Source organism: Collinsella sp. TM09-10AT (genome assembly GCF_003436275.1).
GTDB lineage: Bacteria > Actinomycetota > Coriobacteriia > Coriobacteriales > Coriobacteriaceae > Collinsella.
On the sequence record NZ_QSOP01000003.1, the window covers coordinates 127,608 to 152,040 of the forward strand.

A 24,433-nucleotide genomic window follows, 5' to 3' on the forward strand; every position below is an offset into this window, starting at 1 on the left:
GCAGTAATTTGCATGCCGAGCCAGCAAAAAAGAGGGGTCATAACAAAAAAGACGGGGCTCGCAATGCGAACCCCGTCTGCAAAGAAATCTGGCGAGAAAGCCTGATTACTTGAGGGTGACAGCAGCGCCAGCAGCCTCGAGCTTCTCCTTGGCAGCCTCGGCGTCCTCCTTCTTGGCACCCTCGAGAACAGCCTTGGGAGCGCCCTCGACGACCTCCTTGGCCTCCTTCAGGCCAAGGTTGGTGAGCTCACGGACGGCCTTGATGACCTGGATCTTGTTGTCGCCGAAGCCCTCGAGCACGACGTCAAACTCGGTCTTCTCCTCGGCCTCAGCAGCGCCAGCAGCGGGAGCGGCGACAACGGCGGCAGGAGCAGCGGCGGAAACGCCGAAGGTGTCCTCGATAGCCTTAACGAGCTCGGAAGCCTCGAGAAGGGTCATTTCCTTAAGAGCATCGATGATCTCATCGGTGGTAAGCTTAGCCATTTCTAAGTCCTTTCGGTTTCCGTGTCTGTGCACGGAGATCAGTTAAAACACGGCGCGAATGCGCCAGGGGTGCGGCGTTGCCGCCGCGGGTGAAAACAGCGACTAGGCTGCCTTCTGCTCGGAGACCTGCTGGATCGAACGAGCGAGACCAGAGGAAACGCCGTTGACGCAGACAGCGATGTCGCGAGCGAAACCGGAGATGAGACCGGCGATCTGGCCGAGAAGCTGATCCTTGGTGGGCAGCTCGGCAATAGCCTTAACATCATCAGCGGAAACGGCCTTGCCGTCGGAGATACCGCCCTTGATCTCAAGGACGCCCTTGGACTTAGCAGAGAAGTCCTTGAGGGCCTTAGCGGCCTCGACCGGCTCGGTCTCGTAGAACACATAAGCGACGGGGCCGGCGAGGATCTCGTCGAGCTCGGGCTGCTCCTGGTTCTTGAGAGCGATCTTGACCAGGTTGTTCTTGTAGACCTTCATCTCGGCGCCGCACTCGCGAAGCTGATGACGCAGCTCCTGAGCCTGCTTAACCGTCAGACCGTTGTAGTTGACGACGAACAGACCGGCGTTCTCGGCGATACGGGACTCGATCTCTGCAACCTTGTCGATTTTGTACTGCTGGGGCATGAATTACACCTCCTCGAATTCTTTCCGGGCACGGTCCGCCACAAGGACGTGACGGGGGCATGTCCAAAAAGAAAGCCCCCGCGCTGCATGAGCGACGGGGGCGAGAAGACATATCTACTCGACCACCTCGGCTGGCGGGATATCCCATTAAGCTCGCGGGCGATGCCCGTTTGCACCGGCTGTCTCTGGCAGCGGATTCGTGCGTGAACCGAAAGTATTATGGCGGGGACCCCGGCGTCGGTCAACGGGAAACCGGGCTGCACACAATTCCACCATCCGGCCGCGCCGCCGAAGGCCAGGCGCAAGGTTTTCGCTCGGTCAGGTCCTGGGCTCGCACGAAGAGCACATTAAGTGCTCTTCGGCTCGTGCGGAATCTACGAAAACCTTGCGCCTGGCCTTCGGCGGCGCGGCCTGCGGTGACTTTGGGGCAGCCCGGTTTCCCGTTGGCCGGCGCCCCCACTCATAAGCCTTAAGTCGGTGGGCTGATATGTTGCGTCCCTGATGGCTACAAGGTTGAAAGGAAGGTGGACAGGCGGCGGAGGCCTTCGTCTAGGTCTTTGTCGGAGACGCAGTAGCTTAGGCGGATATGACCTTCGGTGCCGAAACAGTCGCCTGGGACTAGGGCTACGTTGGCCTCTTCGATGGCTTTAATGCAGAAGTCTTCGCTGGTTAGGCCGTACTGTTTAATGCTGGGGAAGGCGTAGAAGGCGCCGGCTGGTTCCACTACGTCGAGATCCATGGCGTCTAAGGCTGCGAGTACGCGTTCGCGGCGGGCTCGGTAGACTTTGAGCATGGGGGTTGGGTCGACGGTGAGGGCTCGGGCTGCGGCGTCCATTTCGAAGGAGACAGCACTCGATACTAAGTATTGGTGAGCCTTTGCGATCTCGGCGATGACGGGTGCCGCTGCTGCGAGCCAACCCAGGCGCCAGCCGGTCATAGCCCATGGCTTGGAGAAGCTCTCGATGACTACTGTCTGCTCACGCAGCTCCGGGTGGCGCTGGGCAAAGCGCTCGTAGCCATCCGCATAGACCAGACGGTTGTACACGTCGTCGCAGATCACGTAGATACCCGCCCGCTCTGCCACGCGCGCCACGGCATCGAGTGAGGCCGCGTTGAGAATGCAGCCCGTGGGATTGTTGGGCGAGCAGATAACGACGGCCTTGGTCGCCGGGGTCACACAGGCGCGAAGCGCATCCTCGTCAATCTGGAATTGCGCAGGCTCCGTATCCAAGAAGACCGCCTTGGCGTGGTTGGCCACGACGATGCTCTCGTACAGGCCAAAGGCCGGCGTGGGAATGATGACCTCGTCGCCGGGGTTGAGCATAGCCATGAATGTTGCCGACAGGGCCTCGGTCGCGCCGTCGGTCAGGATGACCTCGTCGGCCGAAAACGCAAGGCCCGCGTCCCCCATGTAGGCAGACAGCGCCTCGCGCAGGGCGGGGCGACCGTTGTTGGGCGGATAATGCGTGTCGCCGCGGCCCAGCGCGGCGGTCACCTCGGCGCTAATCACATCGGGTGTAGGAAAATCGGGCTCGCCGAGCGCGAGCGCAATGCATCCTGGGTGCTGGGCAGCGAGCGCGTTAATCCGACGGATGCCGGAGGGCTTGAGCGTGGCAAGCGAGGTATTCATGGGCAGGCGCATGGCGTTCCTTTCGTAAGGGTTGCACTAGGATAGCGCGCCCGCGCGCCGCCAGACGGTGTAACCTAAACGGAAACGAACCGGAAAGGAGATGGTATGGAGGCGAACCAGCAGGCCAATAAGCCAAAAACGTTGCGAACCATTGCGTATATCAGCATTCCCGATAGCGCCGATCTTGAGTTTTTGCTCTGGGACCTGCAGGATGCCATCGCGGCCTATGCTCAGCTTTCTGGCACCACGCTCCCCCGCCCGGTCGTTTTGGAGGCGGATGATTCCGGCAGCGTTGCCGGTGCCGCCGATGGCATTGTGTTCGCCATTGAAGACGCACCCAATGATGAAGCGATGGCGCCCATTAAGCAGATGCTCGACCGCTTTGGCGGCGCAGGGACGCGTGCCTATGTTGTTGTCCAGGCCGACGTCGGCGGCCTCGAGCGAGCACACGGGCTCGTCGTGCGTCTGCGAGCGACGTGCGACCTTCGTGGGCTGTCATGGTGCGGCGGCGTTGTCGTCTGTACCGGCAGCGGCTTCGCGGCGCTTCGTCACTCACCGCGCATGGGACTCTTGCGGCGACCGTTTTCGGAAGCGATGGACAAGCTCGTAGGCGCCGTTCGTATGGGCTGTTCGGTTGAGCATGCGCAGCGACTTGGTGGTGGTAATGCCGAGGACGTCGACGCCGACGGCATGATTTGCACCGAGCCAGCCGTGCCCGCGCCGATCTGGCGAGGCGTTCTGAAACGTCTGGGCGCCCACGCTCAAACAAAAATCTAAATTAAATAACAGCCCAGTCAACGGCTTCACTCCAACGCTCGACAAGCCGCTCCAAACGCCACGCCGCGTTGGCAGGACTCGTCGACGGCAGCACGATGGCGGGTAGCCCCGTCCGCTCTTGTAGATAGCGTTTGTAGAGCCGCCCGGCCGCGCCGCCGTTGCAGATAACGACCTCAATCGGCGTGACATCGGTAATGCGCTCGACATGCGCCGGAACGACGTTTTTGATGCTCGCGTCGCTTGAGCCCTTGATGTCACAGCTCTCGATCACGTCCCACAGGGCCACGCCGCCGTTGAGCAGCATAGCCCGCTTGGCGGCAATCGAGGCGTCGAGCGTCGCTGGCTCGTTACCTGCCAAAGCGTCGCCCTCGTTGGGCGGCACAGGCGAACCGAGGCACGCGGCCATCACGCGCCAAAAGCGATTCTGAGGGTTGCCGTAATAAAAGGCATTGGCGCGCGAAAGCACCGAGGGAAACGACCCCAGCAGCAAAACGCGCGAGTGCTCGTCAAACACGGGTTCAAACCCATGCTCAATATGTTGATAGCCCTCGTCCGGCGCGGCCACGAGCTAAGCCCTCAGCAGATAGCGCACCTCGTAGGGCGCAAGCTCAAGGGAGCCCGCCAGCTCGACCGTGGGCACGCCGTCGGCCAGCAGGTCGGCAAAGGACCCATTGAGCTCGCCGGCGCCAAAGGTGTAAGGCTCGCCCACGGCATTGACCGCCACGAGCACCGTCGCGTCGTCGCAGGCGCGCTCGAACAGCAGCTGCTTGTTCTGAATCACCACGTTGCGATAGGCACCATAGTTGAGGGCACGGGCCGCCGCGTCGTCTGCTGAGCGCAGGTGCGCGAGCTGCTTGATGAAGGCCGTCAGCTCGTTGGGCGCAGGCTCATCGAGCGCAGGTCGCAGCGCCCAGTCACCATCGGGGCCGCCCTTTTCGCCAGGAATCCCCCACTCGCTGCCATAGTAGACGCACGGAATGCCCGGCATGCCAAAGAGCATGCCATAAGCGGGGCGCAGACAGGACTTGTCGGTAAGGATGCTCGCCAGGCGCGGCACATCGTGGTTGTCGACAAACGACAGCAGATGCTTGCCGCGATAAATGCACCACGGGTCACCGCCAAACTGGCGGTGCAGCGAGTGCGCGATCTCGAACATATTGACCGAGTTAAAGCTGGAGTACAGGCCCTTGTAGCACTCGTAGTTGGTGCAGGAGTCGAGCATCTCGTCGTTGACGATCTGGTTGTAGTCGCCGTGGAGCGTCTCGCCAATCAGCACAAAGTCGGGCTTGAGCTCACGGGCAAAGGCGTGCAGGCGGCGCATAAAGTCGCGGTCGAGCATATAGGCAACGTCCAGGCGCAGGCCGTCGACGCCAAAGACCTCGGCCCAACGGCGCACGGACTCGAGCAGGTAATCGACCACGGCGGGGTTTTGCAGGTTGAGCTTCACGAGCTCAAAATGGCCTTCCCAGCCCTCGTACCAAAAGCCATCGCCATAGCAGGAGTCGCCGTCAAAGCTGATGTGGAACCAATCCTTGTAGGGCGAGTCCCACTTGCGCTCCTGCACATCGCGGAAGGCCCAAAAGCCACGGCCCACATGGTTGAAGACCGCATCGAGCACCACGCGGATGCCATGGGCGTGCAGCGTCTCGCACACGGCGGCAAAATCGGCATCCCCACCCAGGCGACGGTCGATATGGCGCAGGCTGCGCGTGTCGTAGCCATGGCTGTCGGATTCGAGCGGCGGGTTAATGAGCACAGCACCGATGCCGAGCTCTTGCAGGTAGTCGGCCCATTGGGCGATCTTCATGATGGGCGCATCGGGGTTGGGCGCTGCGTTGGCAGCCTGGGCGAGCTCATCTTCGGCAACGGGCGCGGCGTTTTCGCGCGGAGCTCCGCAAAAGCCCAGCGGATAGATCTGATAGAACGTCGTCTCGTATGCCCACATAGCAACCTCCCGGTAAGCTCAACACAACGACATCCATTGTATGCCCAGCAGGGTAGCTATTTTGGGACGGGGCTCTTTTAGCTACCCCAGCCCCTTTCTAAGTTGCGGTGAAATACGGACTGTTTGCCGGGTTTATTGGGCTCAGCAGTCCGTATTTCACCGCAACTGATGAGGAGACGTGATTAGGCGACAGGCTTTGCGCGGTGTATGGCCGGGAATAGCACCGTGATAGCGAGAATGACACCCACGACGGCAATCGCCCCGCCCGCACAACCGATCCAGGCGATGCCGGGACCCGACACCACGGCGCCGCCGACCGCGGTGCCCGTGCCGATACCGAGGTTAAACAGGCCCGAGAAGATCGACATGGCGACGGCCGACGAGTCTGCCGGCGTGTACTTGATGAGCTCGGCCTGGAACGCCACGTTAAAGGCCGTGGAGCAGCAGCCCCATAGCGCGCAGACGGCAAGCACTGCTACGAGCGACGATGCGACCGGACCCACGAGCAGCAGAGCCACCGGCACGCCGGAGAGCGTGATAGCCAAGAACGGGAAGCGATGCCCATCGAACAGGCGGCCAAACAGCCAGCTTCCGAGCAGACCAGAACAGCCAAACGCCGTCAGCGTCATGGTAATAGCGCTTGCGTCGACGTGCGCGACCTGCGCCAGGAACGGCTCGATATAGCTGTAACCCGCATAATAGCCGGTCGCCATAAAGACCGTGACCGCGTAGAGCGCTATCAGGAACGGGTTCTTGAGCAGCTCGGGCAGCTGTTTGACGGTAAAGCGCTCGCCCGCCGGCATGGCCGGGAGCACCGCGGCCTGGTAGACAACCGCGACAGCCGAGAGGGCCCCGACCACGGCGAATGTCATGCGCCAGCCCACGGCCAGTCCGATGGCGCGGCCGATCGGCAGGCCAAAGATCTGCGCGATGGACGAGCCCGTGGCAATCATGCTGATGGCGAGCGCCCCGTGGCGGGTATCGACCAGGCGCGAGGCCATAATCGAGGCGACCGACCAGAACACGGCATGCGCGCAGGCGACCACCAGGCGCGCGCAGACCAAAATAGGATAGGTGGGCGCCACGGCGGACAGGAACTGGCCCAGCGAAAACACGGCAAGCACGCCCAACAGCATCCGTTTGAACTCAAAACGTGAGGCAAACACCATGAGCGGCAGCGACAGCAGCATGACGCCCCAAGCATAGACCGAGATCATGATGCCTGCCTGGGCCTCGGTGAGCGAGAACGATGCGGCAATATCAATCAGAAGGCCAATGGGCATGAATTCCGACGTGTTGAATACGAACGCGCAACAGGCGAGCCCGATAAGCGGGAGCCACTGCCTGAGCGTGATGCCGTCTTGCCTTGCCTGAGTCATACAAAGAACCTCTCCGATTCGTTTTGAGCGGGGGCGATTATATAGCAACGGCCCCGCATCCGTCAGCAACAGATGCGAGGCCGAAATCAACTCGATGCGCAGAGGTTACGCCATCAATAAATAGCTAAGCCAACCCCAGCAATATACCCGCCGAATGCACGACAAACGCGACAATCCAGGCGACTGCCACCTGAAACGCGAACACGGCAACGGCATAGCGCGCGCCCAGCTCGCTCTTGACGGCGCCGATGGACGCCACGCAGGGCGGGTACAGCAGCGTAAAGACCAGGAACACGTAAGCGGTAAACGGCGAAAACATGGTTGACAGCACCGCGGGCGACGTTGCGCCCAAAAGCACCGTGAGGGTCGAAATGACGCTCTCCTTGGCGATAAGTCCGGTGACGAGCGCCGTCGAGGCGCGCCAGTCGCCGAAGCCGAGCGGCGCCAGCAGCGGAGCGATAATGCTGCCCAGACCGGCAAGCAGACTCTGCGACTGATCGGCGACCACATTAAAGCGGATGTCGAACGTCTGAAGGAACCAAATGACCACCGTAGCGGCAAAGATAATGGTGAAGGCCTTGGTGATGAAGTCCTTGGCCTTATCCCATGCCAGCATCACCGTCGTCTTAACGCTCGGCAGGCGGTAATTGGGGAGCTCCATGATAAACGGCACCGGGTCGCCCTTAAATGCCGTGCGGTTGAGCACCAAAGCCGCTATGCATCCGACCGTAATGCCAATCAGATAGAGCGAGACCATGGCGGGAACTGTCGCCTGCGAGAAAAACGCCCCGCACAGCAGACCGTAGACCGGCAACTTGGCCGAACAGCTCATGAACGGCGTGAGCATGACCGTCATCTTGCGGTCGTGCTCGGATGGGAGCGTACGGGTCGACATGATAGCCGGCACGGTGCAGCCAAAACCGACGAGCATGGGCACAAAGCTGCGGCCCGACAGGCCAAAGCGACGCAATACCTTATCCATGACAAAGGCCACGCGCGCCATGTAGCCCGAGTCTTCCAGAATGGAGAGGAACAAGAAGAGCACGACGATGATCGGCAGGAAGGTCAGCACGCTGCCCACGCCCGTGAGAACACCGTCGACGGCCAGCGAGCGCACCACGTCGTTGGTGCCGAACGCCTTGAGACCCGCATCGGTCGAGGCGATGATGGCAGCGATGCCGTCCTCCATAAGTCCCTGCAACGCCGCGCCGATCACGCCAAACGTCAGCCAAAAGACGAGGCCCATGATCACCAGGAACGCCGGAATGGCTGTGTAACGACCTGTCAGGATGCGGTCAATCTTGACGGAGCGCACGTGCTCGCGGCTCTCGTGCGGCTTTACGACGCAGCGCCCGCACACGTGGCCGATAAAGCCGAAGCGCATGTCGGCCAGCGCAGATAGACGGTCGGTGCCGGCCTCGCCCTCCATCTGGGTAATGATGTGCTCGATGGCGTCAAGCTCGTTGCGATCCAGATGAAGTGCCTCGGTCACCAGCTCGTCGCCCTCAACCAGCTTGGTCGCCGCAAAACGCACGGGAATGTGCGCCGTCGCGGCATGGTCCTCGATCAGGTTGGCAATGCCGTGGATGCAGCGATGCAGTGCACCGCCGTCTGGACCATCGGGCGCACAGAAGTCCAGGCGACCGGGGCGCTCACGGAACCGCGCCACGTGCAAGGCATGATCCACCAGCTCGCCGATACCCTCGTTGCGGGCAGCGCTAATGGGGACAACGGGCACGCCCAACAGGCTCTCGAGCAGGTTGACGTCCACGGCGCCGCCGTTGGCCGTCACCTCGTCCATCATGTTGAGCGCGATGACCATGGGACGATCGAGCTCCATAAGCTGCAGCGTCAGGTACAGGTTACGCTCGATGTTGGTGGCGTCGATGATGTCGATGATGGCGTCGGGGTCTTCGTCCAAGATGAATTGGCGGCTGACGATTTCTTCGCCCGTGTACGGCGACAACGAGTAAATACCGGGCAAGTCGGTAACGCTCGCCTCGGGGTGGTTACGGATAGTGCCGTCCTTGCGGTCGACCGTCACGCCGGGAAAGTTACCGACATGCTGGTTGGAGCCCGTCAGCTGGTTGAATAACGTGGTCTTGCCGCAGTTTTGGTTGCCGGCGAGGGCAAAGTGCAGCGGCGCGCCCTCGGGCACGGCCGTCTTTGCCGCACGGGGCGAATACGTCCCCTCGCCCAGGGCCGGATGCTCCGTCGTGCCGATTGCAGCGTTAGCGCGCGGACCCGTATCGGTGTCGTGAATACCCACAAGCTCGATGCGAGCGGCATCGTCCTTGCGCAGTGTCAACTCGTAGCCACGCAGGCGGATCTCGAGCGGGTCGCCCATGGGGGCGCACTTCATCATGGTGACTTCGGTGCCCGGCGTTAGGCCCATGTCCAAAATATGCTGTCGGAGTGCCTGATCGTCCGATGCCACCGATGCGACAACGGCGTCCTTTCCAATCTCGAGTGTATCGAGCTTCACGCGCTCATCCTTTCGTTAGACGCGGTTAACCGTTTACCGGGGCTAACCAACTCGTAACGACAAATGATAGCGCTCTGAACTATTTTATAAAGTCAAATACCGATGTTTACCTGCGCAAACTTTATGCGGTGCGCCCCGAAAGCTCTTTGCGCATACCGCTCAGCGAGATCGAAATGGAACCCGACCGCGCGGTAGCAGTGAGTCGATCACCCTCAACCGACCCCGTGCATGTAAAGGGCGCCTTGCCCATCAAGACGTGGGAGATAGTACCCGAGAGCTCAAAGAAATCGCCCTCAGCGCGGGCACCCGAGAGAGCGATATTGAGACCCCTGACGTTTAGTACTGCCCTGAGCGCGCCGTTCACCCCATGTGAAAACGTCACCTCGCCGCGTTTGCTCCCCACCGGCGTCTGGGCCAAAACCACATACGTACCCTCAAGCATGGCTCCTCCTCTAAGCAGACTTTTTGAAACGGGCAAGTAGTCTACTTTTACATATGGCGCTCCAGGAAGCGGAAGGCCAGGCGGATCCAAGGACGGACTGCCACTTGCTTGTCCTCGTTGTCGACCGCGGTATTGGCGTTGCCGAGCGAAAGGCCGTGGCCACCCTGGTCAAAGACGTGCATCTCGCATGCGACCCCTTCCTCGGCCATGCGCTGCGCAAACGGATAGACCTGCGCAATCGGCGCCGTCTTGTCGTCCGAAACGCCCCACACAAAGGTCGGGGGCATCTGGCGCGAAACGTGCGTGGTAGGGCAAATGTCGGCCAGGTGCTCATCGGTCGCCTCGCCGCCCGTCACCATCGACAGATAGTCGTTGAGCAAATCGCGCCCCGTCTTGCCACCCGTCTTGGGCACGCGCAGGTCGATGCGCGGGTCGCGCGTCTGCATATCGCGCACATAGGCAAGGTCGAGCAACGGATAGCCCAGCACCACGGCGTCGGGACGAATATCCTCCGGACGAGCCCCGGCAAGGCCCGCGAAAGGTCCGGTCTTCCACTGCGTTGCCAACGAGGCGCAGATCATGCCGCCCGCCGAGAAACCCACGATGCACACGCGCTTGGGATCGACATGCCACTCGTCGGCGTTGGCGCGCACGGTAGCGACCATCTTGGCGAGGTCCGCCTGCGGGTGCGGAAAGCTCACGTCGCCCGTGGCGCTCGTCACATAGTTGAGCACAAAGGCCTGGTAGCCGCGGTCCAAAAACGCAAACGCCACCGGGTCCTGCTCGTGCGGAGCGATATGCGTAAACCCGCCTCCGCCGCAGATGATCACCGCGGGGCGGCGGCCATTGGGCTTGTCGGGCAGCGGCTCGGCACCCAGATACGTAAACGTCGCCGGATAATCCTCGGTCGGCTCCTCGCCCCACAGCGCATGGTTCTCAATAATCATAGGTGCTCCCCCCGTGCGATTCGTGCGCACTCGTTTTTCGCACCTTAGCGTACCCCACTTGAGCCCGCGGCGCAGAAACACCCCCGCAATAAGTTGGCCTTCAACTGATATATCACAAAATCGCTGTTCAGAGGTATCGTTGGACAGCGTAAAATAGGAGCGCTGACCGTGCTGGGAAACACGTACGAAACGTTTCCGGCAAACCACACGCGTGCAACATGCGCGCCTGATACGTTGGAGGCATCTATGGGTCTGCTCGATTCGCTCAAGTCCACGTTCACTTCGTCGGGCGAGGCGTCCGTTCCGCCCGCAGCAAGCTTCGCCACCCGCGAAGGCGTCATCTACGCTCCTGTCAACGGCGTGCTCGTCAATCTGGGTGAGGTTCCCGACGAGACCATCGCCTCGGGCATGCTCGGCCAGGGCTACGGCATCGAGCCCATTACCGGCACCATTTACGCCCCCGCTAACGGCCGTATCGGCGCCACCACCGTCACCAACCACTCCATCGGCATGATCACCGAGGACGGTCTTCGCGTGTTCATCCATGTTGGCCTGGGCACCGTGGAAATGAACGGCAAGGGTTTTGCCCGCTTTGTCGAGATGGGTGACACGGTCAAGGCCGGCCAGCCGCTCATCAGCTTCGATCGCGAGGCCATCAAGGCCGCCGGCCACGAGGACATCGTGACCGTCATCATCTCCGAGCTCGATCGTCTTAAGAGCATCGACCATGTCGGCGAGTCCGGAACGCTTATCGGCGGCAACCCGCTCGTCAAGCTGGGCGACCCGCTGCTGGTAGCCAAGACCAAGTAGCCAGGCCCCGCGCCACACAGCCAAAAGGCAACACGAAAAGCGCCCACGAGCATTTGCCGTGGGCGCTTTTCGTTTGAAAAACCATCCCGCCAATGCCTTATCTGTATAGCCCAAATGAGCCGAGCTGCTAGAATATCGAACTGTATGGATAACTATCATTCAACCGTTATGGGAGGATACGTGAACCGCACCAAAATCGCGCAGCTTTACGCCGATGCCGAGTCGCTTGGCGGCCAGACCGTCACCGTCGCCGGCTGGGTCAAGTCCATCCGCGACATGAAGAACTTTGGCTTTGTTACGCTCAACGACGGCAGCTGCTTCCGCGACCTGCAGGTCGTCATGAACCGCGAGGCACTCGACAACTACGACGAGATCGCCCATCAAAACGTCTCGGCCGCACTCATTTGCACCGGCACCGTCAAGCTGACCCCCGATGCGCCCCAACCTTTCGAGCTTTCTGCCACCTCCATCGAGGTCGAGGGCGTCAGCGCCCCGGATTACCCGCTGCAGAAGAAGCGCGCAACCGTCGAGTTCCTGCGCACCCAGCAGCACCTGCGCCCGCGCACTAACCTGTTCCGCGCCGTGTTCCGCATCCGCTCTGTCGCGGCTGCCGCCATCCACCGCTTCTTCCAGGAGCAAGGCTTTGTCTACGTCAACACCCCCATCATCACCACGAGTGACTGCGAGGGTGCCGGCGAGATGTTCCGCGTGACCACGCTTGACCCCAAAAACCCGCCCCTCACCGAGTCCGGCGAGGTCGACTGGAGCCAGGACTTCTTTGGCAAGCACGCGAGCCTTACCGTGTCCGGCCAGCTCAATGCCGAGAACTTTGCCATGGCCTTTGGCGACGTGTACACCTTTGGCCCCACCTTCCGCGCCGAAAACTCCAACACCACGCGCCACGCCGCCGAGTTTTGGATGATCGAGCCCGAGATGGCCTTTGCCGACCTGAACGACTACATGGATAACGCCGAGGCCATGCTCAAGTACGTCCTTAAGGACGTTATGGCCACCTGCCCCGACGAGCTCAATATGCTCAACAAGTTTGTGGACAAGGGCCTGATCGAGCGCCTGGACCATGTGGCAAACTCCGACTTTGCCCGCGTTACCTACACCGAGGCTGTCGAAATCCTGGAGCAGGCAGTCGCTGCTGGCCACCAGTTTGATTACCCCGTCAGCTGGGGCATCGACCTGCAGACCGAGCACGAGCGCTTCCTGACCGAGGAGCACTTTAAGCGACCGACTTTTGTGACCGACTACCCGGCCGAGATCAAGGCGTTCTACATGCGCATGAACGAGGACGGCAAGACCGTCGCCGCCGCCGACTGCCTGGTGCCGGGCATCGGCGAGATTATCGGCGGCTCCCAGCGCGAGGAGCGCCTGGATCTGCTCGAGGCCCGCATCAAGGATCTGGGTATGAATCCCGAGCAGTACAAGTACTACCTTGACCTGCGCCGCTACGGTTCCTGCAAGCACGCCGGCTACGGTCTGGGCTTCGAGCGCTTGGTCATGTATCTGACCGGTGTGGGCAACATCCGCGACGTCCTGCCGCACCCGCGCACCGTGGGCAACGCCGACTTCTAATCGCCACAGCGCCACCAAACGCGTTCCAGCGCATCACGCCAGCGCCTCTCGGCAAGCCGAGGGGCGCTTTTTTCAACAGCATCCGTCAAGCTTTTGGCAAGTTTTTGGTCAGTTGGGCAGGGCTGTTGAAAACTCGACCCGCCGCTTGCCGACGGCTACCGACCGCCCAGGGCGTCCTGCGCCCCTGGGAAAGCCCCTCGTCCTAGGCTCCATACCGTCGCCACCCAAAACGGAAAGGACGTGGGCGCCATGACCGAAACCGCTGTTGAAACTTACGAGACCACGACGAGGGGCGCCGCCTCGATGGCAGCCTATCGCGCCGTTCGCATCCTGCAACTATTGAGCGAAAACACCGGTGAGGACAAGGCCATGCTTTCCGATGAGTTGATCCGGCGCCTCGCCCATCCCGACGACCCCGCCCGCATGCCCATCTCGGCGGCGCGGCGCAGCATCTACACCGCCATCTCCGCACTTCGCCATGCTGGATACGAAATTGAGTACAAGCGCGGCGTGGGGTATCGGCTCTTGACCCGTCCGCTCACCGACGAAGAAATCATCCGACTCCACGGCATGGTCATGCGCAACCGCTCTACGCCCATCGCCATTCGAAAAAGCATGGCGCAGCACCTGGTCGCCATGGCGAGTGCCGACGTTCGCGGCTACCTCGATGCACCCGAGCCTGCTCCAAGCGCAGGCGGCAAATCCACCAAGGCCACACGCACGCCCGTCAAGCGCATCGATGCCTGCGAGCTCATCGAGCAGGCCATCGACCACGGAACCACGGTGAGTTCTGATATTTCGAGTGTCACGGCACGCGGAGAGGTCGAAGTGGCGCGGATGACACTCCGGCCCTTTGCCATCAAGCAACGAGACGGCATCTCGTATTTGCTGGGAACGGTCTATGACGCGCGAGGCGCCGACGACACGCTGCGTACCGTTGAGATCGGCCGCATGAGAAACGTCACCACACGTCTCCTTGACGGCAAGAAGCTCTTCGCCGTCCTGGACGAGGACGATGCCTCCTCCGCCGCATAAGACCCTCCGCCGCCCATTCGACTACCCGTACCGCCCATCCGATTCTGTATTAAAAAACCCGCCAGGCTGTTGTAAAAATGGACATCAGCGCTACTATAGTTCCACTTGCACTTTGTCCCAGTGCAGTGTTTCCAGCCATTTTTATACTGGGGGTAATGATATGAAGGACATCACCATCAGCCGCAGGAGCCTTCTGGTCTCCGCCGGTCTGCTCGCGCTCGCCCCGCTCGCCGGATGCGGCGGCAACTCTGGTTCCGGCTCTGCTGCCGCCGGTTCCGACTACACCATCGGCGTTCTGCAACTCACCGAGCACTCCGCACTCGATGCCGCCAACGACGGCTTTGTCAAGGCCATCAAGGAGAGCGGCCTTAAGGTCAAGATCGACCAGAAGAACGCCCAGAACGACCAGTCCACGTGTAAGTCCATTGCCGACAAGTTTGTGGGCGACAACGTCAACCTGATTTATGCCATCGCCACGCCCGCCGCGCAGGCTGCCGCCGGTGCCACGGCCGATATCCCCATCGTGGGCTGCGCCATCACCGACTACGCCGCCTCCGGCCTGGTCCAGGACAACGACAAGCCCGGCACCAACGTCACGGGCGCCTCCGACCTCACCCCGGTCGCCGAGCAGCTCGAGATGATGCAGAAGGTCCTGCCCGACGTTAAGAAGGTCGGCTTGCTCTACTGCACCGCTGAGTCCAACTCCGACGTCCAGATCAAGGCCGCCAAGAAGGAACTCGACAAGCTGGGCCTCGAGTACACCGATTTCACCGTCTCGAGCTCCAACGAGATTCAGTCCGTCGTCGAGTCCGCCGTGGGCAAGGTCGACGCGCTGTACTCCCCCACCGACAACACGATTGCCGCGGGTGCCTCGCAGGTGGGCCAGATCTGCAAGGAGAATAAGCTCCCCTTCGTGACCGGCGAGGAGGGTATGTGCATGGCCGGCGGCCTGTTCACCCTCTCCATCAACTATAAGGACCTGGGCTACGCCGCGGGCGAGATGGCCGTTAAGATCCTGAAGGGCGAGGCCAAGCCCGAGGATATGCCGATCAAGCACCTCTCGAGCAAGGACCTGGTCGTCGTCAAGAACGACGAGACGGCCGAGGCCCTGGGCATCGACCTTTCCGCTCTGGACGAGTAGCGCCATGCGCGGTAACGCGTCTAGGGCCCGCACGCGCGCCACAGCCGCGTTATTCAATATCTGAGTCCTTGGGGCGAACGCTAAAGACCGGCGTTCGCCCTGCTTGTTTCGGATGAGACAAAACATCCGTCCGCAGCTCTTTTATGCATTGGTACCGCTATTATGGAAAATCACGTGTCCACCCTATCCTAGGAGGTATGAAGCATGCTCATTGCATTGCAGGGCGCCGTTTCGCAGGGCGTCCTCTGGGGCATTATGGTGCTTGGCGTGTTTATCACGTTCCGCCTGCTCGACATCCCCGATATGACCTGCGACGGCAGCTTTGCCCTCGGCGGCTGTGTCTGCGCCGTGCTCATCGTCAACAATAACGTCGACCCCTTGCTCGCCGTGCTGGCCGGCATGTGCGCCGGCGCCATCGCGGGCGCCGTCACGGGCATCTTGACCACCGTCTTTGAGATTCCCGCAATCCTCGCCGGAATCCTTACGCAGATCAGTCTGTGGTCCATCAACCTGCGCATCATGGGCAAGTCCAACACGCCCATCCTTGCCAAGGGCACTATCTTCTCATCCGTCAGCAACATGACGGGCCTGCCGCAGTCCACTGTTGCCATTATCCTAGGCATTGTGCTGGCCGTGGCCATCGTCGCCATCCTGTACTGGTTCTTTGGCACCGAGATCGGCTCGGCGCTGCGTGCCACCGGCAACAACGAGTACATGATCCGCGCCCTGGGCGTTAACACCAACACCACCAAAATGATCGCCCTCGTGCTCTCCAACGCCCTCATTGGCCTTTCGGGTGCGCTCATCTGCCAGAGCCAGAAGTATGCCGACATTGGCATGGGCACCGGCGCCATCGTTATCGGTCTTGCCGCCATCGTCATCGGCGAGGTGCTCGGTCGCCTGCTGCCCGGCGGTCTCACGCAGTTTAGCGTCCGTCTTGCCTCCGCCGTCTTTGGCTCCGTGGTGTACTTCCTTATCCGCGCCATCGTGCTGCAGCTGGGCATGGACGCCAACGACATGAAGCTGCTCTCCGCCGTGATTGTCGCCGTGGCCCTGTGCGTGCCTGTGGTTTGGGAGCGCTATAAGCTCCGCAGCTCCTACACGAAGGGAGATGAGGCAGATGCTTAAGCTCTCGCACGTCAAGAAGACCTTTAACAAGGGCACCGTCACCGAGAAGCGCGCGCTCACCGGCGTCGACCTCACCCTGAATGACGGCGACTTTGTAACCGTGATTGGCGGCAACGGCGCCGGCAAGTCCACGCTGCTCAATATGATCGCCGGCGTGTATCCGCTCGATTCGGGCGTTATCGAGCTCGACGGCACCGACATCTCGCGTCTGAGCGAGTCGCAGCGCGCCAAGTACCTGGGCCGCGTGTTTCAGGACCCCATGCGCGGCACCGCTGCCGATATGCAGATCGCCGAGAACCTGGCCCTCGCCAAGCGTCGCGGCCAGCGTCGCGGCCTTTCGTGGGGCGTCACCAAGGCCGAGAAGGACGAGTACGTTGAGCTGCTCAAGCGCCTGGACCTTGGCCTGGACACACGCCTCAACGCCAAGGTCGGCCTGCTCTCGGGCGGCCAGCGTCAGGCACTCACCCTGCTGATGGCCACGCTCACCAAGCCGCGCCTGCTGCTGCTCGACGAGCACACGGCGGCCCTCGACCCCAAGACGGCCTCTAAGGTGCTCAGCCTGACCGAGGAGATCGTCGACGAGAACCGCCTGACCACGCTCATGGTCACGCACAACATGAACGACGCCATCCGTCTGGGCAACCGTCTGATCATGATGCACGAGGGCCATGTGATCTACGACGTGGCCGGCGACGAGAAGAAGTCGCTCACCGTGGCCGACCTGCTGCAGAAGTTCGAGGAGGTCTCGGGCGGCGAGCTCGCCAACGACCGCATGCTGCTGAGCTAAACCTACCAAAAAGGGACAGGTTTATTTTGGCAGGTTTTATCTGCGCAAACGTCAAAACCGCCGCAAAGGGACAGACGCCCTTGCGGCGGTTTTCGCATATTATGTCGATAATCCGATATTCAACCAGACTTTCTGGCTAAGGACTAAGGAAACTGCCATGAAAAGACTCCCCCGCCTTGCGTTAGCCGCCGCGTTGTTTGCCGGCTCGCTCGCAGGCATCCCAAGCCTCGCTTTCGCGGGGAACCTGCCCGCCGCTATTGACGGCTCTGTGACCGTCATGCACACCAACGATATCCACGGCAGCTACAAGTACAGCTACAACGCGGGCACTGTGGGCTTTGACGGACTGGCGGTTCTCTACAGCGCCCAGGGCAACGGCCCAGATCTTTTGCTCGATGCAGGCGACACCTTCCACGGGCAGTCCTTTGCCACCATGAGCGAGGGCAAGAGCATCGCCGAGCTCATGGACACCTTCTACGCCGACGGCTACGATGCGACCACACCGGGCAACCACGACTGGAGCTATGGCGCAGACAAGCTCCGCACCATGACCGGCTACAGCACCACCGGCACGCCCTTCGCCATGCTCTGCGCGAACGCGAAGTCTACGAGCGGCGTATGGAGCTCGAGCATCACCAAGACGCTCAACCGCACTTGGAAGGACGACGAGGGCAGTTCCACGTTTGATTACAAGATTAAGGTCGGTGTCGTCGGAGCCATGGATGAGTCGCTGGGCTCCTCGCTGCGCGCGGACCTGATCGAGGGCACGTCGTTCTCGGGTGCGGTGGACGCCATCAATGCCGAGGCCAAGCGACTGCGCGAGGACGAGGACTGCAACGTTATCGTCTGCATCGCGCACACGCTCAACGCCAAGACCTTTGCCGCACAGCTCAATGGCGTCGATGCTCTGGTCGCGGGCCACGAGCACATCAACTTAGACGAAAACGTGACGGGGGCTGACGGCAAGTCGGTCCGCGTCGTCGAGGCGGGCAGCGCCTTTGCCGAGGTGGGACTGCTTTCCGTCCCCTACGAGTACGACACCAAGGGCACCGAAAGCACCGACGATGACACGGTGGCAGTATACGCAGACAAAAGCGACGAGAAGCTCTATACCGCCAAGGATGTAAACGTTCTTTTGACCGATCCCAACAAGGGCTCCACCTATCAGAGCATCCTTGATGAGGTCCACGACAACAAGATCAAGCCGCTCGACGATGCCTTTAGCGCCGCATCGAGCGAGGTGATCGGCACGAGCTCTACCAATTATTTCTACGGCGAGAACGCATCTGGCACGCACGGCTGGGAAATGGTGCGCACCACCGATTTCCGCCCCAGCAAGGAGGGCGACACCACCAAGGCCCAGACCATCGGCCATGTGATCTGCGGCTCCTATCTTGACCTGACGGGCGCAGACCTTGCCATCGAGAACGCGGGTGGCATCCGCGGCGGCATCGCTGCAGGCGATGTGACCGCAGGCAACGTCATCGCTATCTCGCCCTACGGCAACACCGTGGAGACCTGGACCATGACCGGTGCGGACTTCCTGGCAGCGCTCGAGCACTCGCTGCAGATCAGCGACGAGTGCAATCACAGCTACGAGCTTCAGCAAGCCTACGTAGCGGCCGGCCACACCGAGCAGGAGGCGCAAGACATGTACAAGTGGCGCGACGACTCCGGCAGCGTCCTTTCCTTCGGCGGAATCAACGTGACAATCGATTGGACGCAGCCCGAAGGCAAGCGCATCGTGAGCGCCACGCTCACCAAGGATGGCAGCACGCTCGACCCCGCCAAGACCTACACCGTCGCCACCAACAACTACATCATCACCAACACGACCGACTTCCCCACCTTCGCAAACGCCACCAAGCACACCGAGTGGGGTACCTGCGAGTCAGCGCTAAGGGCGCTAATTGGGCAGAACGGCTGGGAGAGCAAGATGGCCTCGCTCGCGGGCACCATCAGCTTTGGCTCCGCTGCCGTGGACCCCACGCCCACACCGGCCCCGACGCCTGAACCCTCGCCTAAGACGGACGCGACGACCACGAAGGTCATCACCAAGAAGACGACCGGCAAGCTCGCCGCAACGGGAGACCGCACGCTAGCCGTGATCGGCGCATGCCTCATCGGCGGTATCGTCATCATCATTCTCGGCATTATCTGGAAGCGTCGACGCTAAGCTACACCGCCGGGCCTTGCAGCCCCGCCGCGTAAACCTTATATCGAGCACAGAAGCCCGTCCGAATTTGATCGGACGGGCTTCTTGGTGGGTATCATGGTTGGATGATCATGAGGAGGTTTCCCTACATGGAATTGTTTGAGCCAATTCTTCATTTCTTTGCACAACGATGGGTCCACAACATCATCTGGGCCGGTATCTTGGCCATCGGCACCGCCGTTGCCGCCAAAATCGCGTCCAAGACCCTGCACCACCTGCTTAACCGCGATGATAACCCGCTCCCAGCATCGAGCATCTTCATCAACATCGCGCGCGCCGTCATCTGGATGATCGGCGGCAGCTTTATCCTAGACAACTGTTTTGGCATCAACGCAAACGCCCTCGTCGCCGCTCTTGGCGTCGGCGGCATCGCCATCTCGCTCGGCTTTCAGGACACGCTGTCGAACCTTATCGGCGGTATGCAGGTGACCTTCATGGGCATCATCAAGCCCGGCGACAATATCGAGGTCGGCGGCGTGTCGGGCGTGATCCAAGACATCACCTGGCGCCACACGACCATCGAGGATGCCTGCGGGCAGACCATCATTGTGCCCAACTCCAACATCTCCAAGAACACGCTCGTGCATCTGATGCCCTTTGGGCGTGTGGCCGTGCCCGTTGCCGTAAAGGACACGTCTAAGTGGGCCTCGCTGGACGCGCTGGCAGATGAGCTTACCGACGCCACCAAGGCCGCGGTGCTTCCCATCTCTGGCTTTGACAAGGAGCCGTACGTGCTCTTTAGCGAGATCGGCGACTTTGGCGTCAAGGGCAAAATCATCTTTATCGTCAGCGACGATAGCACCACCTTCACGGCAGCCGACGCCTGCATTCGTGCCATCGCCCCCATCATCGCCTAAACTACCACAAAGGGGACAGGCACCTTTGTGGTAGTTTCGCATCGTGGTACCATGGTTCATATCGTTGTTTAAACGACTAAGGGAGTAGACACCATGGAAGAGGCCTATCGTCAAGCACGCAAGCGCGGCGAGCAGGGACGCCGTCGCGCCATCAGCCAAAGCGAGCACCCGTACCTTACGGACCTCGACAGCTTGGTTGCCCAGCTCCCCTTAGGTCAGCGAGAGAGCGTCGGCCTGCGGGATATTCCGCTCGAAATGGTCGTCGGCACGGTTACCAAGGGCCGTCAGTCTGCCTTTTCGTGCAACTTTATGCCCCTGTTGCCATTTAGCACCGAGTTCGCCCGCAAGTGGTCCAACCTCTACGACATCCAGGTAACCGAGGGCTATCGCGACCCCATCATCGTCACCGAGTTCATGCATCGTTTCTACGTCCAAGAGGGCAACAAGCGCGTCAGCGTCCTCAAATTCCTGGACGCCCCGACGGTTTCGGCCAAGGTCACCCGCCTCTACCCCGGAAAATGGGATTCCGTCGAAAGCCGCCTCTATGGCGAGTTCTGCGCGTTTTGGCGCGTCTGCCCCCTATACGAGATCGAGTTCTCGCGTGAGGGAAGCTACGAAACGCTCGCCAAGATGCTCGGTCAGAACCTTATCGAAAAATGGCCGCAGAAAAAGGTCGACTACCTGCGCCACACCTTCCTGCTCTTTAAGCGCGCCTACCTGCGCGCCGGCGGCGACCATCTGGACATTACGCCCGCCGACGCTATGCTCGTCTACCTCAATGTGTACAACCAGGACCGCCTGCTGGATACGCCGACGGATATCGTCGTAAACCGCCTGTGCAAGATTTGGCGCGAGTTGGTCATTGCCGGCAAAAGTGATGAGGAGAAGGTCGATCTTGTCGAGGCACCGAGTGTCGATGAGGAAGAGGCGCCCGCCAAGTCCACCTCCGGCGTGCTCAACTTCTTTATGGGCAAGACCGTCTACTCGGCGGCCAGCCCCCTGCGCATCGCCTTTATCCATGAGTTCCCCTGTGCGACGTCGAGCTGGGACAGCCTGCACGACCAAGGGCGTCAGTATCTCGATGAGCACTTTGGCGGTATCGTGCGCACCGAGGCGTTCGAGGACTGTCATAATCCGGATGTGTTCTACGCCGCCGTGGAAACGGCTGTCAAACATGGAGCTAACGTCATCTTCTCGACCTCGCACCGCCTGATGGAATACACGCTCAGAGCTGCCGTTGAGTATCCCCAGGTGCGGTTCCTTAACTGCTCTATCGGCCTTCCCCACCAAAGCGTCCGTTCGTACTTTGGCAAGATGTACGAGGCCAAGTTCCTCCTGGGCGCCCTTGCCGCCAGCATGGCGGACAACCACCGCATCGGCTACCACGCGTCGGTCTTCGCCTCGGGCGCACTCAGCGAGATCAACGCCTTTGCGATTGGCGCCTCGCTGCTCGACCCCCGTGCGCAAATTATCCTGACCTGGGGCGATGTGCCCGCTGGAGGTCTTGCCGAAGCCATGTGTCGCGAAGGCGTGAGCGTCATGACCGGCGCTGACATGTCAAAGTCGCTCGTAGACCCTACGGCCTACGGACTCCATCGCCTGGTCGATGGCAAGGTCGTCGGCATCGCCATGCCGGTCTGGAACTGGGGCCGATACTACGAGCTTATCGTTCGCAGCCTTCTGCACGGCACGTGGGACGAGACCAGCGACGACAACCAAGTGCGCGCCGTCAACTACTGGTACGGAATGAGTTCCGGCGTTATCGACATCCGTTACGCTCCGGGCCTACCCTACCAGACGCGCAAACTCGTGCAGTTGCTCCGCAACGGCATTGTCGAGGGCTCCATCAACCCCTTTGGCGGCGAGCTCCACAGCCAGAACGGCGTGGTACAGATCGAAGGCTTCCCTCCGCTGCCGAGCACGCAGATTGTCGAGATGAATTGGCTGGCGGACAACGTGGTGGGCACCATTCCGCAGCTCGACGATGAGCCGAAAGTCCCTGCCCTATGAAAATCCTTGCCATAGCCGATACCGAAGAACGATGCCTTTGGGAGTGCTTTCGCAAGGAACGCTTTGAGGGTGTCGACCTGATTTTGTCCGCCGGCGATCTGGACCCGGACTATCTTGAGTTTTTGGTTACGGTCATCAACAAACCGCTCATCTACGTGCGCGGCAATCACGATGACCGCTACGCACGTCATGCACCGGGCGGATGTATCTGCGTGGAAGACAGCGTGTACACGTACCGAGGGATTCGCATTGCGGGCCTTGGCGGGTCCATGCGTTATCGCGACGGCGCCAACATGTACACCGAACGCGAGATGTCCAAGCGCATGCGTAAGCTGTCGCGTAAGGTTAGGATGGTCGGCGGGTGCGACATTCTGCTTACCCATGCACCCGCCGCCGGTATGGGTGATCTGGACGATCTGCCGCATCGAGGGTTTGAGTGCTTTAACACGGCGCTTGAGTCCTGGGGGGCCGACTACATGGTGCATGGGCATGTACACCAAAGCTACGGTTACGATTTTCAGCGCGAGCGGCAGCATGTGTGTGGAACGACGATCATCAACGCCTGCGGCTATACGCAGTTTGAGCTCGACCAGACGCGCTACCCCATCCGTGGCTGGCAGGCAGCCTGGCTCAATTCGCAAACCATGCGCCGCGAGCTCAAACGCCACGAGGCCATCGAGTCCTCGACCGCCAGAACCCCCTGGTAACCGCCACAAAGGGGACACTGTCCCCTTTGTGGTGGTTTTGACGCGATAGCAAGAAACCCGGTCCTGCGCAGGGCAGAACCGGGTTTCTTTAGCAATGCTTGCTTTGCTCAGGCAGTAACTAGCAGTTACTCAGCCAGGAAGTCACGCTGGACAGCGGGATCGACCTTGACGCCAGGGCCCATGGTGGAAGACACGGAGATGGACTTGACGTACTTGCCCTTAGCAGAAGAGGGCTTGACGCGCAGGATCTCGGTGTACAGGGCAGCGTAGTTCTCAACGAGCTGCTGCTCAGAGAAGGACTTCTTGCCCAGGGGCACGTGGCAGATGCCGTAGCGGTCAGCGCGATACTCAACGCGGCCGGCCTTGAGCTCGGAGACCATCTTGGCGACGTCCATGGTCACGGTGCCGAGCTTGGGGTTCGGCATAAGGCCACGGGGACCAAGGATCTTACCGATGCGGCCAACCTTGGCCATCATGTTCGGCGTAGCGATAGCGGCGTCGAAGTTGATCTCGCCCTTCTGGATCTGGGCGACGAGCTCGTCGGAACCGATGATGTCGGCGCCGGCGGCCTCGGCCTCGCGGGCCTTCTCGCCCTCGGCGAAGACGGCAACACGAACGGTCTTGCCGGTGCCGTGGGGCAGGGAGATGGAACCACGGATGTTCTGGTCAGCCTTACGAGTATCGATGCCCAGACGGAAGTGGGCCTCGACGGTCTCGTCGAACTTGGCGGTGTCGAGCTCCTTGATGAGCTTGGCAGCCTGAAGGGGGGTGTAGAGCGTGGCGCGGTCGATCTTCTCGGCAGCGGCGTTATAGCTCTTACCATGCTTAGCCATGTGCATTACCTCCTGTGGTTAAACGGGCGTGAGCCCTCCCACATCGTATCGTGTGCCCTATTGCACACATATAACGGTCGCCCCGGTCGGAGCACCCGTCATTACCTAAAGAAATCGCTACTCAGCGATGGTGACGCCCATGGAACGGGCGGTACCGGCGATGATCTTCTTGGCGGCGTCAATGTCGTTGGCATTGAGGTCCGGCATCTTGATCTCGGCGATCTTGGTGAGCTGCTCCTGGGAGAGCTGACCGACCTTGTCGGCCTGAGGCTTAGCGGAACCAGACTTGAGGTTCAGCTCCTTCTTGATGAGGTGAGCCGCCGGCGGGGTCTTGGTGATGAAGGAGAAGGACTTGTCCTCGTAGACAGAAATCTCAACGGGGATGATGTCGCCCTTCTTGTCCTGCGTCTCGGCGTTAAAGGCCTGGCAGAACTGCATGATGTTCACGCCAGCAGCGCCCAGGGCGGGGCCGACGGGAGGAGCGGGGTTAGCTGCACCAGCAGGAATCTGGAGCTTAATGACGTTGGCAACCTTCTTCTCAGCCATGGTCATTCCTTTCGAATCACGAGTGTGAAGTACTTGCTATATCGTAAGCACGCACGTGTTAGAAGCAC

22 protein-coding genes are annotated in these 24,433 nt (G+C 60.9%); 11 read left to right on the forward strand and 11 right to left on the reverse strand.

What is annotated here, in order from left to right:
- Positions 1–105: 105 nt before the first annotated feature.
- From rplL to DXD77_RS02380, 3 genes are all read right to left on the reverse strand, one after another.
- On the reverse strand, positions 106–483 hold the full coding sequence (gene rplL, locus DXD77_RS02370; RefSeq protein WP_006235005.1) for a 50S ribosomal protein L7/L12: 378 nt from the start codon (positions 481–483) through the stop codon (positions 106–108).
- 102 nt (positions 484–585) lie between these two features.
- Complete coding sequence (gene rplJ / locus DXD77_RS02375) at positions 586–1,107, reverse strand: 50S ribosomal protein L10 (protein ID WP_089572500.1); 522 nt, start codon at positions 1,105–1,107, stop codon at positions 586–588.
- A 505-nt stretch (positions 1,108–1,612) separates the two neighbouring features.
- Positions 1,613–2,749, reverse strand: a complete 1,137-nt coding sequence (locus tag DXD77_RS02380; RefSeq protein ID WP_117647618.1) for a pyridoxal phosphate-dependent aminotransferase — start codon at positions 2,747–2,749, stop codon at positions 1,613–1,615.
- A gap of 93 nt (positions 2,750–2,842) precedes the next feature.
- On the opposite strand from DXD77_RS02380, the gene DXD77_RS02385 reads away from it, so the two are divergent.
- A complete protein-coding gene (locus tag DXD77_RS02385) occupies positions 2,843–3,514 on the forward strand; it encodes a hypothetical protein (RefSeq protein ID WP_117647619.1) in 672 nt (223 codons plus the stop codon).
- Between the two features lies 1 nt (position 3,515).
- Here the strand turns inward: DXD77_RS02385 and DXD77_RS02390 are convergent, their stop codons facing one another.
- From DXD77_RS02390 to DXD77_RS02415, 6 genes are all read right to left on the reverse strand, one after another.
- Positions 3,516–4,079 carry a DNA-deoxyinosine glycosylase gene (locus DXD77_RS02390; protein WP_117647621.1) on the reverse strand — a complete coding sequence of 188 codons (564 nt, stop codon included), beginning with the start codon at positions 4,077–4,079 and terminating at the stop codon, positions 3,516–3,518.
- Positions 4,080–4,082: 3 nt separating this feature from the next.
- Positions 4,083–5,459, reverse strand: coding sequence for an alpha-amylase family glycosyl hydrolase (locus DXD77_RS02395; RefSeq protein WP_117647623.1), 1,377 nt, complete (start codon positions 5,457–5,459; stop codon positions 4,083–4,085).
- 182 nt (positions 5,460–5,641) lie between these two features.
- Positions 5,642–6,838, reverse strand: a complete 1,197-nt coding sequence (locus DXD77_RS02400) for an MFS transporter (protein WP_117563778.1) — start codon at positions 6,836–6,838, stop codon at positions 5,642–5,644.
- Between the two features lie 124 nt (positions 6,839–6,962).
- Positions 6,963–9,323, reverse strand: coding sequence for a ferrous iron transport protein B (gene feoB / locus DXD77_RS02405; protein WP_117647625.1), 2,361 nt, complete (start codon positions 9,321–9,323; stop codon positions 6,963–6,965).
- Between the two features lie 121 nt (positions 9,324–9,444).
- Positions 9,445–9,765, reverse strand: a complete 321-nt coding sequence (locus DXD77_RS02410; RefSeq protein ID WP_117563780.1) for a hypothetical protein — start codon at positions 9,763–9,765, stop codon at positions 9,445–9,447.
- 47 nt (positions 9,766–9,812) lie between these two features.
- Positions 9,813–10,712 (reverse strand): alpha/beta hydrolase, encoded by a 900-nt coding sequence (locus tag DXD77_RS02415; protein WP_117563781.1) that lies wholly within the window; start codon positions 10,710–10,712, stop codon positions 9,813–9,815.
- A 246-nt stretch (positions 10,713–10,958) separates the two neighbouring features.
- On the opposite strand from DXD77_RS02415, the gene DXD77_RS02420 reads away from it, so the two are divergent.
- The 10 genes from DXD77_RS02420 (at position 10,959) to DXD77_RS02465 (ending at position 22,986) form a co-directional block, all read left to right on the forward strand.
- Positions 10,959–11,522 (forward strand): PTS glucose transporter subunit IIA, encoded by a 564-nt coding sequence (locus DXD77_RS02420; RefSeq protein WP_117563782.1) that lies wholly within the window; start codon positions 10,959–10,961, stop codon positions 11,520–11,522.
- A gap of 180 nt (positions 11,523–11,702) precedes the next feature.
- Positions 11,703–13,106: an asparagine--tRNA ligase gene (gene asnS, locus DXD77_RS02425; RefSeq protein ID WP_117563868.1), complete on the forward strand. Its 1,404-nt coding sequence runs from the start codon at positions 11,703–11,705 to the stop codon at positions 13,104–13,106.
- A 249-nt stretch (positions 13,107–13,355) separates the two neighbouring features.
- The gene (locus tag DXD77_RS02430; protein WP_117647626.1) at positions 13,356–14,141 is read left to right on the forward strand and encodes a hypothetical protein; all 786 of its coding nucleotides are present in this window, start codon (positions 13,356–13,358) and stop codon (positions 14,139–14,141) included.
- Positions 14,142–14,301: 160 nt separating this feature from the next.
- The gene (locus DXD77_RS02435; RefSeq protein WP_117563784.1) at positions 14,302–15,282 is read left to right on the forward strand and encodes an ABC transporter substrate-binding protein; all 981 of its coding nucleotides are present in this window, start codon (positions 14,302–14,304) and stop codon (positions 15,280–15,282) included.
- 204 nt (positions 15,283–15,486) lie between these two features.
- Positions 15,487–16,410, forward strand: a complete 924-nt coding sequence (locus DXD77_RS02440) for an ABC transporter permease (protein WP_099432089.1) — start codon at positions 15,487–15,489, stop codon at positions 16,408–16,410.
- Positions 16,403–17,197 carry an ABC transporter ATP-binding protein gene (locus DXD77_RS02445; protein WP_117647628.1) on the forward strand — a complete coding sequence of 265 codons (795 nt, stop codon included), beginning with the start codon at positions 16,403–16,405 and terminating at the stop codon, positions 17,195–17,197. Before DXD77_RS02440 ends, DXD77_RS02445 begins: the two co-directional genes overlap by 8 nt.
- A 157-nt stretch (positions 17,198–17,354) precedes the next feature.
- Positions 17,355–19,373, forward strand: coding sequence for a bifunctional UDP-sugar hydrolase/5'-nucleotidase (locus tag DXD77_RS02450; protein ID WP_117647629.1), 2,019 nt, complete (start codon positions 17,355–17,357; stop codon positions 19,371–19,373).
- Positions 19,374–19,501: 128 nt separating this feature from the next.
- Positions 19,502–20,269, forward strand: coding sequence for a mechanosensitive ion channel family protein (locus DXD77_RS02455; RefSeq protein WP_117647631.1), 768 nt, complete (start codon positions 19,502–19,504; stop codon positions 20,267–20,269).
- Between the two features lie 93 nt (positions 20,270–20,362).
- The gene (locus tag DXD77_RS02460) at positions 20,363–22,279 is read left to right on the forward strand and encodes a BMP family ABC transporter substrate-binding protein (RefSeq protein ID WP_117563788.1); all 1,917 of its coding nucleotides are present in this window, start codon (positions 20,363–20,365) and stop codon (positions 22,277–22,279) included.
- Positions 22,276–22,986: a metallophosphoesterase gene (locus DXD77_RS02465; protein WP_117563789.1), complete on the forward strand. Its 711-nt coding sequence runs from the start codon at positions 22,276–22,278 to the stop codon at positions 22,984–22,986. Before DXD77_RS02460 ends, DXD77_RS02465 begins: the two co-directional genes overlap by 4 nt.
- Positions 22,987–23,111: 125 nt before the next feature.
- Here DXD77_RS02465 and rplA read toward each other — a convergent pair whose 3' ends face one another.
- Together rplA and rplK are read right to left on the reverse strand one after the other, a co-directional pair.
- A complete protein-coding gene (gene rplA, locus DXD77_RS02470) occupies positions 23,112–23,819 on the reverse strand; it encodes a 50S ribosomal protein L1 (protein ID WP_022093892.1) in 708 nt (235 codons plus the stop codon).
- Between the two features lie 117 nt (positions 23,820–23,936).
- Positions 23,937–24,365, reverse strand: coding sequence for a 50S ribosomal protein L11 (gene rplK / locus DXD77_RS02475; RefSeq protein WP_022093893.1), 429 nt, complete (start codon positions 24,363–24,365; stop codon positions 23,937–23,939).
- Between the last annotated feature and the right edge of the window lie 68 nt (positions 24,366–24,433).